Origin of the sequence: Marinactinospora thermotolerans DSM 45154 (assembly GCF_900167435.1) — a bacterium.
In the GTDB taxonomy this organism is placed as follows: Bacteria; Actinomycetota; Actinomycetes; order Streptosporangiales; family Streptosporangiaceae; genus Marinactinospora; species Marinactinospora thermotolerans.
This window is the reverse complement of the sequence record NZ_FUWS01000001.1, coordinates 615,303-629,363: the sequence shown is the minus strand read 5'-3', so window position 1 is coordinate 629,363 and position 14,061 is coordinate 615,303. Positions and strand designations below refer to the sequence as shown.

At 71.3% G+C, this 14,061-nt stretch carries 11 protein-coding genes; 6 read left to right on the top strand and 5 right to left on the bottom strand.

Annotated elements, in window-relative coordinates:
• The first annotated feature begins 21 nt into the window (after window positions 1-21).
• The 4 genes from B5D66_RS02660 (at window position 22) to B5D66_RS02645 (ending at window position 4,010) form a co-directional block, all read left to right on the top strand.
• Entirely contained in the window at window positions 22-450 is a 429-nt protein-coding gene (locus B5D66_RS02660; protein ID WP_078759927.1) for a GNAT family N-acetyltransferase, read from the top strand.
• 153 nt (window positions 451-603) lie between these two features.
• Window positions 604-1,263, top strand: coding sequence for a PaaI family thioesterase (locus B5D66_RS02655; protein ID WP_078759926.1), 660 nt, complete (start codon window positions 604-606; stop codon window positions 1,261-1,263).
• Between the two features lie 45 nt (window positions 1,264-1,308).
• Window positions 1,309-3,081, top strand: coding sequence for an AMP-dependent synthetase/ligase (locus B5D66_RS02650; protein WP_078759925.1), 1,773 nt, complete (start codon window positions 1,309-1,311; stop codon window positions 3,079-3,081).
• 191 nt (window positions 3,082-3,272) lie between these two features.
• Window positions 3,273-4,010, top strand: coding sequence for a carbonic anhydrase family protein (locus tag B5D66_RS02645; protein WP_078759924.1), 738 nt, complete (start codon window positions 3,273-3,275; stop codon window positions 4,008-4,010).
• Window positions 4,011-4,036: 26 nt separating this feature from the next.
• Here the strand turns inward: B5D66_RS02645 and B5D66_RS02640 are convergent, their stop codons facing one another.
• The gene (locus tag B5D66_RS02640; protein WP_078759923.1) at window positions 4,037-4,741 is read right to left on the bottom strand and encodes a YdcF family protein; all 705 of its coding nucleotides are present in this window, start codon (window positions 4,739-4,741) and stop codon (window positions 4,037-4,039) included.
• Window positions 4,738-5,094, bottom strand: coding sequence for a CU044_2847 family protein (locus B5D66_RS02635; RefSeq protein WP_200813484.1), 357 nt, complete (start codon window positions 5,092-5,094; stop codon window positions 4,738-4,740). Before B5D66_RS02635 ends, B5D66_RS02640 begins: the two co-directional genes overlap by 4 nt.
• 76 nt (window positions 5,095-5,170) lie before the next feature.
• Between B5D66_RS02635 and B5D66_RS26425 the strand changes: the two genes are divergently transcribed.
• Window positions 5,171-5,590 carry a DUF397 domain-containing protein gene (locus tag B5D66_RS26425; RefSeq protein WP_327307694.1) on the top strand — a complete coding sequence of 140 codons (420 nt, stop codon included), beginning with the start codon at window positions 5,171-5,173 and terminating at the stop codon, window positions 5,588-5,590.
• A 42-nt stretch (window positions 5,591-5,632) separates the two neighbouring features.
• Here the strand turns inward: B5D66_RS26425 and fxsT are convergent, their stop codons facing one another.
• The 3 genes from fxsT to B5D66_RS02615 all read right to left on the bottom strand — a co-directional run bounded on the left by fxsT (window position 5,633) and on the right by B5D66_RS02615 (window position 13,096).
• Window positions 5,633-10,093, bottom strand: a complete 4,461-nt coding sequence (fxsT, locus tag B5D66_RS02625) for an FxSxx-COOH system tetratricopeptide repeat protein (RefSeq protein ID WP_235000656.1) — start codon at window positions 10,091-10,093, stop codon at window positions 5,633-5,635.
• Window positions 10,094-10,155: 62 nt separating this feature from the next.
• Window positions 10,156-11,286, bottom strand: coding sequence for an AAA family ATPase (locus B5D66_RS02620; RefSeq protein WP_078759920.1), 1,131 nt, complete (start codon window positions 11,284-11,286; stop codon window positions 10,156-10,158).
• A 25-nt stretch (window positions 11,287-11,311) separates the two neighbouring features.
• On the bottom strand, window positions 11,312-13,096 hold the full coding sequence (locus B5D66_RS02615; protein WP_159457205.1) for a VMAP-C domain-containing protein: 1,785 nt from the start codon (window positions 13,094-13,096) through the stop codon (window positions 11,312-11,314).
• A gap of 468 nt (window positions 13,097-13,564) precedes the next feature.
• On the opposite strand from B5D66_RS02615, the gene B5D66_RS02610 reads away from it, so the two are divergent.
• Window positions 13,565-13,858 (top strand): chorismate mutase, encoded by a 294-nt coding sequence (locus B5D66_RS02610; RefSeq protein WP_078760043.1) that lies wholly within the window; start codon window positions 13,565-13,567, stop codon window positions 13,856-13,858.
• Window positions 13,859-14,061: the final 203 nt, after the last annotated feature.

The following is a 14,061-nucleotide window of genomic DNA, read 5'->3' as shown; positions in this document are numbered from 1 at the left end:
AAGGGCATAAGCTGTCTCTTCGTGGTTGAAATCGTCATCGTCGATCGGTGTGAGGACCGTGACCAGGTCTTCGTGATCCGCGGCGCCGTCTTCGTCGCGGAACAGGACGTTCCCATCGAGGAGGAGCGAGACGCCCGCGATCGTGACGCCGAGCACTTCCTCGCCAAGGTGGACGGCGTGGCGTCGGGCACCTGCCGCCTCGTCGTGGAGGGGGAGACCGCGCTGCTGGGCCGGCTCGCCGTCCTCAAGCGCGCGCGTGGCACCGGGCTGGGTGCGGCGCTGGTCCGCGCGGTGGAGGAACGGGCGCGTCAACGCCGCCTCTCCTCGATCGAGCTGCACGCCCAGACGCACGCACGGGGATTCTACGAGCGGCTCGGCTACACCGCCTTCGGTGAGGAGTTCCTCGACGCGGGGATCCCGCACCTGGGCATGCGCAAGGCGCTGACCTGACCACCGCCCCCACCTCTGGGCGGGCCGGGCGAACGGCCCGATGTCACCGATCCCACAGGCCGGGCCCCGACCTCTGTGGTTACCGGCCAGTAGGATTCGGTTCAGTGATGGGCACCCCCACCACGACGCGGACGAGAAAGCTGACGAACACCCATGACGGTCCACGCAGAGCCGGTCGCCGAACTCCCCGATCCCGCCGACTACGGCCTCACCGTGGTCGAGGCGGAGGCGCTGCCTGCTGAGCTGATCGCCCTGGTCGACCAGGTGCGCGCGCTCGCCGACGCGGTCGCCCACACCGAGGCGGACCCCGCCGAACTCGCCGAGGCCGGCGCCGCCGTGGCCGCGCTCACCGAACGGCTCGGCGCCACGCGCCGCATGACCGGCGCGATGCTGCGCCAGCGCCACCCCGACGGGCGGATCGAGTACAACACCCTCACCAACCTCGTGTCCGGACCGGTCAACCCCACGGCGCCGCCCCTGGAGCTCACCGAGGCCGACGGTGGACTGCGCGGCGAGGTCACTCTCAACGGCACCTACCAGGGGCCGCCCGGCCTCGTCCACGGCGGTTGGATCGCCGCCATGCTCGACCAGGCGCTGGGCGCCGCCGCCGGCGTGGCCGGCATGCCCGGGCTCACCGCCAACCTCACCGTCGACTACCGTAAGCCCACGCCCCTCAACGCGCCGTTGACGGTGACCTCTCGGGTGACCGGAACCGAGCGCCGCAAGGTGTTCGTGTCGGCCGAGATCCGCCACAACGGTGAGATCACCGCCGAAGGCACCGCGATCATGGTGCAGATCGCGCTGCCCGGATAGGGGCGCGTGTCCGCCACCGCGGGCGTGGGTGTAGGCAAGGAGACCATGAAGGAACGTTCCGCCCCCGCTATGGCCACCCCTCCCACCGAGGGGGGACTGGCCGAGCCCCTGTACGCCCGCGCGGCCGAGGCCCCCGAAGAGGTCATGCTCGACCGCAAACAGGAGGGCTGCTGGACCGGTGTCACCGCGGGTGACTTCGCCACCCAGGTGACCGCCGTCGCCCGCGGCCTGATCGCCGCGGGGATCGAGGTCGGGGACCGCGTCGGCCTGCTGGCCGACAACGCGTTCGAATGGACGCTGTTCGACTACGCCCTGTGGGCCGCCGGCGCCGTCCCGGTACCGATCTACCCCTCCTCCTCGGAAGGGCAGATCCGCTGGATCCTCGGTGACTCCGGCGCCCGCGCCTGCCTCACCGACACCGCCGAACGCGCCGCGGTCATCGAAGGGCTGCGAACCGACCTGACCGGACTACGCCACGTCTGGACGGTCGAGGAGGGGGCGGTCGACACCCTGCGCGCCGCGGGCGCGGACATCCCCGAAGAGGAGGTGAGCCGCCGCAGGGCGGCCGTCTCCCCCCGGGATCCGGCGACCATCGTCTACACCTCGGGCACCACCGGATCGCCCAAGGGATGCGTCCTCACCCACGCGAACTTCTTCGCCGAGGTGGACAACATCATCGCCGCGCTCCCCGAACTCTTCCGCCCCGACGCGGCCGGCCGGCGCCCCAGGACACTGCTCTTCCTGCCCCTGGCCCACGTGTTCGGCCGCATGGTGGAGATCTGCGCGATCCACGCCGGGGTCCGGCTCGCCCACACTCCCAGCGTGCGTTCGCTCCTGGACGACCTGACCACCTTCCGACCCACCTTCCTGCTGGCCGTGCCCTACGTCCTGGAGAAGATCCACGCCACGGCCCAGACCCAGGCGGGCACGGGACTCAAGGGCCGGATCTTCGCGGCGGCGCGCGCCACCGCCGTCGCCTACAGCCGCTCCCTCGACGAGGGCGGCCCCGGACCCCTGCTGCGCCTGCGCCGCGCGGTGTTCGACCGGCTGGTGTACCAGAGGGTCCTCGGGGCGCTCGGCGGGGAGGCCACCCGCGTGATCTCCGGCGGCGGGACACTGGAGCCACGGCTGCTGCACTTCTACCGGGGGATGGGGCTGGAGGTCATCGAGGGCTACGGGCTCACCGAGACCACCGCGGCCGTCGCGGCCACCCGGCCCGGCCGGGTCCGCCCCGGAACGGTCGGCATTCCCCTGCCCGGAGCGTCGATCCGCATCGCGCAGGACGGGGAGATCCTGGTCAAGGGGGAGCAGACCTTCACCCGCTACTGGAACAACGAGGCCGAGACCCGCGGCGCCTTCACCGACGGCTGGTTCGCCACCGGCGACCTCGGCGAGTTCGACGCCGAGGGCAACCTGCGCATCATCGGCCGCAAGAAGGAGATCCTGGTGACCGCGGGCGGGAAGAACGTCGTCCCCGGCCCCATGGAGGACCGGGTGCGTGAGCACCCGCTGGTCAACCAGTGCATGGTGCTGGGCGATGGCCGCCCCTTCGTGACCGCGCTCATCACCCTGGACGGCGAGGCCCTGGCCCGCAGGGAGGGGGGACCGGACTCCGAGGAGGTGCGCGCCGAAGTTCAGGAGGCGATCGACGCCGCCAACCGGCAGGTCTCCAAGGCCGAGTCGATTCGCCGCTTCACCATCCTGCCCGGTGCCTTCTCCGAGGAGGACGCGACGCTGACCCCGACCCTCAAGCTGCGCCGTTCGGCCATCCTGGAACGCTACGCCGGTGAGGTCGAGCGGATGTACGCCAAGAGGTGAGGGCCCTCCCGTCCGCCGTCCCGCCGAAGAGGCGGACGGGGCCGGTGGAGCCGCCTTTTCCGTCGTTTCGACCCCGACGGGAGGCGGATCTGCCAGCATCTCCTCAGCACGGACCGGGTCGGCGCCCCACCGCGCTGCCGCGCGGATCCCGGCCCGTGAGACCACATCCCATCCCGCGAGGAGGAACTGTCATGTCCCAGGAAACGGTGTCGGAGCAGGACGGCTCGATCGAGGCCGGACGGCCCCGCAGGTGGGGCTTTGAACAGAGCCCGGTCAACATCCGCACCGATCTGCTGACACACAGGCGCCTGCCCCGGCTGGAGTTCGCCTACGGGAACTCGGCCAAGATCGAGCTGGAGTACGTCCGCCATCCGGCCGACGAGCCGCCGGGCCTGGGCGTGCACCGCCCCGAAGAGAACGTCGCCGGACACATCCGCTCCCACGACCACCACCTTCGCGTCGGTGACGCCGACTACGTCCTCTCCGAGGTGCACTGGCACACCCCCTCCGAGCACCTGATCGACGGAAGGACGTTCTGGGCCGAGCACCACCTCAAGCACCACCGCGTCGACGACCCCGGCGACGCCCTGGTGGTCGCGGTCTTCTGGGAGGCAGGGGAGGACCACCCCGACCTTCAGCGGCTGGTCCGGGAGTTCCCCCGCTGCCGGGACAACGCCGAGATCATCACCGTCGACTCGGTCGACCTGACCCGGCTCGTCCCGACCGAACGTGCCTCCTACCGCTACCGGGGCTCCCTCACCACCGCCCCCTACAGCGAAGGGGTGAGCTGGATCGTCATGGCCTCCCCCCTCACCGCGCGAGCCGCGACACTGGCCGAGCTGGAGACCGACTTCCCCGGCGGCACCGCGCGCAGCGCCCACCCCCTGTACCGCCGGACCATCGAGACCGACGTTCCACGTGTGCGCTGACCGTCAGCCCCTCCGGGCGGGAAACCTCAGCCCCGGAGGGGCCCGGCCACGACGGCGTGCCGGGTGAAACCGAGCCGGACAAGCAGGTCGTGGGCTTCGCGCACCCGGTCGGGAACGGGCACCGGGGCACTCCAGCCCCGCTCGGCGTAGAGCACCAGGCGCTGGAGGTCCCCGACCAGGAAGTGCAGCACCTCGGCCTCGGGGTAACGGTCGTCGTCGTGGTAGCCGGCGAGACCGCCGGGGAAACAGCGGAAGGACCAGTGCACGCCCGGCCAGTGCACCGCCGCGGTGGCCAGCGCCCGCTGCCCCATATAGGGCTTGGCGGTGACCACGGCGCGGCGCACCGCGATCCCGTGCCCGTCGACCAGGAGCCGGGAGAAGGCGAAGTTCTCGGCGGTGTTGGTCGCCCGCCGCTCCAGCAGCATCGCCGAATCCGGGATCGCCGTCTCACGACGGGCCACCGCGGCGAACTCCTCGGCCTCGGGCCGCTCCCAACGGGCCGGACCGGTCTGTCCGGATGTGTGACGGCCCCGGTCGCCCGAGAAGACGACGAGCGGGGCGACCCCACGCTCCCAGGCGCGGGCGGCGTACCCGGCCACCCGCAGGTCGTGGCTGCCCAGGGCGAGGAGGATGTCGGCGCCGGAGGCGTCGCCGGCACGGTCCGGCGCGGTGTGGAAATCCCACAGCACCTGGGCCGCGCGGCGACCTTCGGGGGTGAGGTGAGCCGTCATGGCGTGCCGGGGACCTCGGGTGGACCGGCCGCGCCCTTTTCGCCTTTTCTCCAGGTCAGCGTGATCTTCATGGTGCTTTCGGCATTGGCTTTGACGAGCATGATGTCGGCGCCGGCGGTGACGTTGACCCCCAATTCGACCGATACCTCGTCGGGGGAGGAGGCCAGTTCCCCCAATTCATGAGCGACCAGGTCGGACAGTGCGCGGACTTTGCCCAGCACCGTCTCGAATTTCTCCTCGGCCGTGCGGAAGGCGGTCCGCGAGCTGACATCGCGGACCTTGGCGGGTCCTCCAGCGGTCTCGATGAGGACCGACCCGCCATGGGCACTGTCGAATCGAATGATCTCCGGCAATTCTTCCCGCCTTTCACCGGCGTGACGTGGTGATGTCCGTCGATCCTGTCCTCCGGAACGGGAGGACGTAAGCAAAATGTCCGGGATCGGTCTACATGGATTTGTAGAGACCGGGGATATCCACCTCACTGGCCGTATGTCAGCATATTCGTCATGGGAAGTTCCGTGTGCCGTTTCCGTACCCCCCGGCGGCTCGCCGTCGCGCTTAGTTCGAGAGAATCGGATGAGTCCTGACCCAACACGCAGCGAGGGACCTGGTGGAGGCGAGGACGGAACGGTGCCACGTGCCGGCGGTTCCCTGACCAGGGAGATGGCAGACCTGCACTGGTGGAAGTCGAGCCACAGCAACAATGCGAACGGCTGTGTTGAAACCGCTCGTCACCAGGACGGCAGCGTCGCGCTCCGCGATTCCCGTAACCCGGAGAAAGCCGTCCTGGGCTTCCAGTGCATGGAATGGTGCGCTTTCCTCGCCGGAGTGCGGAAAGGGCTCGGGTGACCCCGCGGGACGGGGGACGGCGCCCTCGCCCCGCGGCGCGGCTCACAGGTCGTTGATGTGCAGATCGCAGTTGGCCCGCACGTTCTCGGCGGCCGAGAGCGTGCTGGGGTGGTCGGGACCGAACACCGTCGCGTAGCGCCGGATCACATCATCGGTCTCCTCGGACAGCGTGGAACCCTCGATCGCCTGGCGGTCCAGCACCAGGTTGCGTAGAGCCGCGAGGGTGAGCGGATGGTTCTCGGGGAACGCCCGCCGGCATCGGTCGAGGGTGGTGGTGTCCATCTCCAGGGCCGCGGCGACCTGTCCCGTCGCGAACAGGTCGCTGGCCAGGTTGATCGCGTTGGCGATCGTGCTGGGGTGGTCCTCACCGAGCCGGTCGACGTGAACGGCCAGCGCCTCCTCGTCCAGCCGCCGCGCCTCGGCGGCCCGGCCGAGGAGCCGCAACACGACCGCGTGGTTGAGCGCCACGTCCGCGTACAACGGGTGGTGCTCGCCGTAGAGGTCGCGGAAGCGATTCAGGGAGTCCTCCGATAGCCGCAGCGCGGCGTCGTGCGCGCCGGCCGCCCGCAACGACACCGAGTGGTTGGCCGCCGCGCGCATCGTTCCCGGGGAGGCGGGACCCAGCCGCTGGTGGGAGAGCTGCCAGGCCTCCTCCGTCAGCTCCAGGGCCTCTTCCAGCAGCCCCAGCCGTCGCTTGACGGTGCCCACCGCCTGCATGGTCACCAGCCGCGACGGGCTCTGCCGTTCGCGGATCCGGTTGTTCAGCGTGTGGATGGCCTCCAGTTCGACCGCCGCCTCGCGGTAGCGGCCGGACTCCATGAGGTTCATCCCGTAGCCGTAACGGCTGCCGTTGGTCAGGGCGTGTTCGGGGCCCAGGATCTCGACGCGGATCTCGTAGTTGTACCGGTCGATCCGCATCGCCTCGTCGAAACGGCCGTTCAGCCGCAGGCCGACCGCGTGCAGGTGGGCCGCGCGCAGGGTCAGGGGGTCGTCGCGGCCGAAGATCCGCTCGTGCCGCTCCAGGGAGTCGGTGCTCACCTCGACCGCGCGCTGGAACTCGCCGATATTACGCAGGTCCCACGACAGGATGGCGTGGGCGTCGAGAGTCTCCTCGTCGTCGGGACCGCTGGTGCGGGTCAGCGTCTCGACGGTGCGCGTGCACAGCTCGTAGGACTCCTCGAAGCGGCCGAGCTCACGCAGGATCTCGGCGTAGCGCATGGCGGCACGCAGCGTCTGCACGTGATCCTCGCCCAGGCGCCGGCGCCACTCCTCCAGCACCTCCAAGCCGAGGTCGTGCCCCTCCTGGTAGCCGCCCCACAGGGACAGGAAGTGCAGCTCGCCCAGGACGAGCTGGCGCGCCCAGTCGCTGTCGCACCGCCACTGCCGGGTCGCCTGGACGTGCGGCAGCAGTTCGACGTAGCGGCCCCACTCGCGGATGGCGAAGGGGTCTCCGGGGTCGAGGTTGGCCAGCAGCATGTGCGCGCAGTGCAGCACCTCCTCGCGCTCGCGCGGGCTCAACGGGATCCGCAGCGCCTCCTGCACCAGCCGGTGCAGCTGGAAGGTCTCGTTGCGGTGGTCCATCTTGACCAGCGCGTAACGGTCGATCGCGCGCAGCGCCCTGCTCAGCTTGATCGCGGGATCGGCGAGGATCTCGGTCAGTTCCGGCGGCGCGTCGACGTTGCGGGCGCCGTTGAACAGTTTGCGCGGGATGGGCTGCGGCGCGAGGAACGCGCACACCCGCAGCAGTTGCAGCGCTCCGGGGTTGGTCTCGCTGAGCCGGTCCAGGGTCATGTTCATCGTCGCCGCCACCGACCGCGGGTAGTCGGGGCTGGGGCCCAGGTTGGCGAGCAGCTCGTCGGCCTTCTCGTCGAAGACCTCCAACCACTCCGTCGCCGGCATCAGGGTCTCCAGCAGCCACACCGCGGTCTGCTCGACGGCCAGGGGGAGGTCGCCCAGCCGTTCGGCGATGCGGTCGGCCTCGTCGTCGGTGAGCGTCTTGGGGCCGCGCTTGTGCAGCAGCTCCTTGCTCTCGGCGCGTTCGAAGGTGTCGACCTCGAGCAGGCTGTTGTCCCCGGCCCGCCACCGCGGCGAGCGCGAGGTGATGAGGAGCTGGCCGGGGCCGTCGGTCGGCAGGAACCCCTGAAGCTCCTCGGGATCGCCGGCGTTGTCGTAGATCAGCAGCCAGTTGTCGATCGGCGCGCCCAGCCGCAGCGCCTCGAGCGCGGCGCGTACCGCGGCCGCGGGATCGTTGGAGGAGCCGACCCCCAGACGCACCGCGAGGTCGATGAGGGCCTGCTGCACCTGGGCGGAGGTCTCCGAGGGGATCCACCAGACGAGGTCGTACTCGGCCCGGTTGCGGTGCGCGTACTCCATCGCCAACTGGGTCTTGCCCACCCCGCCCATACCCTGGAGGGTCTGGGGGACCAGGGCGGTGGTCCCCTCGCGCAACCGCCGTCGCAGTTCCTCGAGAAGGAGCTCGCGCCCCACGAAGGTGCGGTTGCGAGGCGGGATCTGCCCCCAGATGGTGGGGGAGGCACCCCGGTCGGCGGACCGCTGCGCGGTCAGGCTGCGCAGGACGTCTGTCACGCTGTCTCCTTCGGGAATGGTCGGTGGCAGCCCGTTCTCGGGTGTCCCGACGGGTGCGCTCACGGGCGGGTCGGGGATCGGGCCGCGTTGTGCGGTCGCATGGTCGTCCGCCGGTTGTTCCGGGGCGTCGGCGGAGGGGGACGCCGCCTCCTCGCCTCTCCCCTCGACGGGGGCGGGGGAGGAGGGGCCGATCCGTTCCGCCCAGTCGGTGGCGGCCCTGCGGACGTACCCCGAGAGCGCCTGGAGCGCGGGGATGACGGCCCGGGCGAACGGCTCCGTGGCGGCGTCGACCTCGGGGGGCCGCCAGGCGTCGGGCTGCCGAAGCAGCGGCGTCAACCGGCTCAGCCAGGGAACGGAGTCGCGATGCTCCTCGGCGAGCGACCCGATCAGCTCGGTGATCTGGGATCGGCGGCCGCCGAGGGCCAGCAGACGTTCGCGCACACCGGGGTGGAAGTCCAGGGCGACACGGTCGGGCCGGGAGATGTCGTCGTCACCGATCCGGTCGACCAGGTCCGACCACAGGACCTCGGCGAGGTCGGTGCTGCGGGAGGCGGGGGCGAAACGCCGTTGCACCCCGCGGATGATCGGCAGGTTGAGCGGGACCGCGGCGAGGTAGACCGCGAGCTGGAACGCGGTGGGGGAGGCCGCGGCCCGGAATCGTTCGATCCGCTGGTCGGCGTTCAAGGGGGCGGCGCGCCGGCGCGCCCGCGCGGCGAGTGTCACCTCCCGGGAGGCCAAGGCGTCCTCCTCGTCCCACGCGGCGGTCTCCTCCACGGCGTCCTCGACGATCAGCGCGCTGCACCGGAAGCCGTCCGGATCGCCCCGCCCGGCGAGGAAGCGCGCCCAGCGGCCGATGTCCTCGGGTTCGAGCGCGAGCACCGGTACGGCCAGACCACGGATCTCGGCCTCGTCGGAGCGCGCGGCGGGCGCGATCGGCAGCGTGGAGAGGTGGGCGACACGGTAGCGCGCGTTGGGCACGGAGGCGCCCCGGGCCGGGACGGAGGCGCGCAGCGCGACCCGGTGCAGCCTCATCGTGGTGCGTCGCCACTGGTGGCGTTCCATCACCTGCACCAGGCCCACGGAGGCGTCGCGTCCCCAGCGGGCCAGCCACGACTGCACGGCCCCGCTGTGCCAGCCGAAGCCCAGTGCGTCGCTGAGCACCAGGACGACGTGCCGGCCGGGGCCGTGGGCCGGCAGCGTCGGAGCGGGGTCGGCGGCCCCCTCGCCCTTGAGCGGAACCTCGCCGAAGAAGGTCTTGTCGGAGTCGAAGCGTACGAGTCGGACCTCGCCGAACACCCGTACCTGGCGTACCAGGTCGGTGAACTCCCGGACGAGCGGTCGATGCAGCATCATCGACAGGCTGTCGTCGACGAGGAGCGTCAGCTCGTCGGCGAGGAACACGTCGGGGGAGAGGACGGGAAGCAGCGGTGTGCGGCCGGCTCGGGCCGTCTCGGGGGCGGCCAGGGCCAGCTCGGCGTAGCGCTGGGCCGTGCGGGACTCGTCGAGTCGCTGCCCGCCGGGACGGAGACGGCGAAACGCCCGCAACGCCCGGACCAGGGCCTGGGGGCGCCGCAGGACGGACTCCACCGGCGTGGCCGGCGAGGCGCCCGCGGGGCCGGAGGCGGGCGGGACGGGGGGAGGGGGGTCCGGCCGTGTGGGCCGTGTCTCCTCGGCCTCGGGGGCCGGCCGCTCCGGGGGAGCGGAGGCGGGATCCTCGCCGGTGGTGCCCTCGTCCCCGAGCGGCCGGGGGCGGGGCGCCGGGGGCCGTGGATCGGCGGGCGCGTCCGAAGGCGCGGGGTCCGGCGACCGGGTCGGGGAGGCGGGATCGGCCGCGTCGCGCACCGCGGCCAGCCACAGGGCGTCGGCGACCTCCCACCACTGCGGCGCGGAGGCGGGGCAAGCCTGTGGGTACGACAAAGGGGGAGGCGGCGCGCTTTCCGCCTCCGTCCCGTCGAACCGGTCGTGACCCTCGTGTTCGGTCACCCGTGGCCCGCTTCCGTCAGGCGTTGCCAGACCAGTCTGAGTACCCGGCCCCAGGCGTCGGAGTCCAAGGATGCGCCAGGGGGGTGCCCGGCGGAACTGGCGAGATAGACGGAGTTCAGTAGCTGGTCCACGGAGAGCCCGTCGAGTTCTCCCGAGCGTTCGATGAAGCGGCGGATCAGCTCGTGGTCGTCGCTGCGCAGGCGGCCTCCGAAGTGGGCCATGACGATGTCGGCGAGCTCGGTCTCGCTGGGGCGGCGCAGCCGGAGGGGCAGACAGCGGCGCAGGAAGGCGGGTGGGAAGGGGCGTTCGCCGTTGCTGGTGATGATGATGAAGGGGAAGGCGCAGCAGCGGACCTCGCCGTTGTGCACGGTGAACGCGCGGTCGGGGTCGTCGGTGGGCACGGTGATCCGGGGATGGCGGGACCGGAGGCGGGCGAGTTCGGGAATGGCGTAACGCCCGCTCTCCAAGACGTCGAGCAGGTCGTTGGCCAGGTCGATGTCGCCCTTGTCGAACTCGTCGATGAGCAGGACCCGGGGCAGCCGGTGGGGGAGCAGGGCCGTGCCCAACGGTCCCAGGCGCAGGTAGTCGCCGATGGGGCGATCGGCCGCGCGCTGCTGGTCGCCCCCTCCTCCCGCGGTGTCGGCGGAGATGTCGTGGATGCGGGCGATGGGGTCGTATTCGTACAGTCCCGAGCGCAGCGTGCTGCGGCTGTTGACCGGCCAGCGCAGCACCCGGCCGAGTTTGAGCTCGTGGGCCACCCGGTAGGCCAGACTGGACTTGCCGACCCCGGGGTCGCCGGTGACCAGGAGCGGCCGGCGGAGCAGGAGCGCGGTGTTGACCGCGTCGATGACCTCGGTCTCGTGAGGGGTCGGCGGTCGGGAGCGCGGGGTCGCCGTGCCGAGCATCCGGGTGATCTCGGAGTGGTCGTCGGGCGGGGCGGGCTGGAGGGGGCCTCCGTCGAAGCGCCGCCACGGGGGCGGGGCGGGGAGTTCGGAGGCGAGGTCGAGGTAGTCGCGGGGTCGCCCGGTGCCGCGGTAGATCCACCAACGGGGGATCTGCGGGCTCGCTTCGCCGCCGTGGTCGCTCCCGGGCGCTCGCCCCGGCTCGGATGACGGGACAGACGCCATCGGCGGACCTTCCTAGGACGGGGTTTCACCTGCTGTGGTGCGGGTGGAAATCAGCAAGATCGGGCGGATCGGGCATTTGTGACGAAATTTCGTAAACCATGCTGACTTCGAGCGGATCATAGCCGCTTCCCTCCTGCCGGGATCCTATCTCACTTCCCGTGCGGAACTTTTTCAAGGCGTGCGGAAGGGCCTCGATTTTCGCCAGTGAGAGGCGTTCCCGGTCGCCGCCGAGAAACGGTCGCACATGGCGGTGGAAAAGTTCCGTCCCCTCCGCGTCTCCGCGTAACCACACGATGATCGGGATTCCGGTGGTCAGGGCGATGCCGAGCTGTTCATAGCCTTCGGAGGTGCGCGGATCTGCGCCCAGAACGCACGCGACCAGTTCCTCGTCGGCCAGATGGGTGTTGAGCGTCCTGCGGGCCGTCTCGCTCGTCGTCGAGGTCGAGACCCAGTAGACGTCGCCCTCCTTGCGGGCCGAAAGCGCGTGCTGGTGCTTGCGTAACTGGGCGTGCACGTCCCGCCATTGCGGGTGGTCGTTGTAGAGGAGTTCCCAGCAGCGCAGCACGATCTCGTGGGCGCCGCCGATGGGCTGGACGATCCCGGTGATCGGCGCCGGCCGCCCCCACCTGGTCACCTGCCACGCCAGCAGGGAGAAGGGGAGGACGAACTGGAGGTTCAGGCCGTGGGAGACGGCCCCGGGCAGCCGCTTCGCGGCGTCGACCATCTCCAGCACCGTCTCCTCCAGCGTCTCCCGGGTGACGGTTCGGCCGCTCCCCCTGCTGTAGCCGGGCCGCGGCCCCCCGGAGACGGTCCAGGAGGTGACGGTGTAGCGCTCGGGGCCGTCGAGGTCGCCTTCGACCGGTTCGGCGCAGACGATGAGCCAGGGCGCCTCGGCCCGTTCCGGGGGACGGGGGGCCCGGGAGCGTCGCATCAGCCCGCGCCACTCCTCCTCGGCGAGGGTGTTGCGGTGGTGGCGGTCGATGGTCTCCGACAGCCCCTCCCCGGTCCACAGGCCCCGCGCGCGCACCTCCTCCAGGAAGATCGCGTCGCGTGGCAGGCCGTCGTCGTCGGGGGTCAGGTCGGCGAGGTAGTCGTAGGCATCCAGGGCGGTGCCGAAGTCCTCCCGCGGATGGTCGGCGCGGCCGTGCATCGCCTCGTCGAAGGCGCTGCGGATCGCGCCGAAGCGCAGACCGGACAGCCAGCGGCGGACGGCGAGGGTGGCCTCCTCCTGCGCGGTGAGGAGATCCAGCAGGAACGGGACCTGTTCCACCGGGATCATGAAGGCGGTGCGCCCGTCCTCGGGGATCAACCCCTCGACGCGGCTGGTGAGGATGCCCACCACCCGGCCCTGTAGATCGTCGATCACCCCGCAGCCGCTGAAACCGCCCTCGACCGGGACGGGATGGGAGCGGTCGATGTCGACCTGGAGCTGTCCGAGACGGGTGCCGCCCCGTCCCACCACCTCGGCGCGGGCCGTCAACCCGCCCTCGACCCCCTGGGGATAGCCGTGGACGCGGACCCTGCGCGGACGGGGCCCCGTGGCCACACGACCCAACTGGACGGCCGCGCCGACCGGATGCGCGTCCCGCAGCGTCAGCACGGCGATGTCGAGCGCGTCGTCCCAGTGCTCGGCCAGGAGCCCGGCGGCGCGGCGCTGTCCGTCCTCGGTGCCGACGACGACCTCGGCCGGGGCCGGTGGCAGGTCCGTGTCCTCCAGGCACAGCGCGTCGCGCACGACATGGGCGCAGGTCGCCACGTGGCCGCCGGGGAGCAGGATCCCGCCTCCCACCACGTAACCGTCAGGGGTCATGATCCGGACCTGCCAAGAGAGGTCGAAACCGGGCGAAGGGGATGGCATTGCGCCGCAGCCTCTTTCCTCGAATCGTTCAGGGGCGTGTATTTCGATTCTGTGGGAGGGGGAGGGGGGATTCGGTCGTTTCCTTATTCTTCCCTTCGGGAGGAATCACGGTGCGGACACGTGAAAGCGGACACGAGGGATCATCCCATCCGACGTCTCCGAAGTCGTCCCGGTTCCCGGAAGGCACCTGGGGCACGGGCGGGTCCGGTATCATCAGCGGCATGTTCCACCGCTATCGCCTGTTTAGCGAGCCGGCTCCGCAGCAGCCGGCCGCCGACATGTGACGGCGGCGGAGCGGAGCCGGCCGAAGAGCGCGGAGGTCACCGACCTCGCGCTCTTTTCCTTTTCGTGGCGGTCGGCCGTCCCTCCCTCCCGGACGGGCCCGCCGGCCGCGTCCACCGGATCGAGGAGACGACCCAGATGACCACCAGCCCTTCCCTCGCCGAACTGCGCGCCCGTATCGACGAGGTCGACGCGACACTGGCCGAACTGCTGGAGCGGCGCGCCCTGCTCGCCGCCGACGTGCAACGTCTCAAGCCCGTCGGCGGGTTCGCCGGACGCGACCCCGAGCGTGAACGCGCGGTCGTGGCGGCGATGGCCCGGCGGGCGCCGCGCCTCGGCGCCGAACGCCTCGCCCGCATCATGAACGGCGTCATCGAGAGCGGACTGGAGGTCGCCGAGGAGGAACGGCACACCATCGACCCCCCTCGGTGACCCTGGCCGGGGCCGTGCCGCCGGGCACGGCCCCGACACGCCGACACTGCGACCCGCGCGCCGATCCACCTCCCCGCGGGCGGTGATCTCGGCGACACCCCACCGCTGTCCGCGCCGCGGGTGACGACGGGCTCTTGCCCGTCGCCGGGGACGGCGAGCGCCGGATCGGGATCCGTGACCCCCGTGACCGTCATAGGCTCATG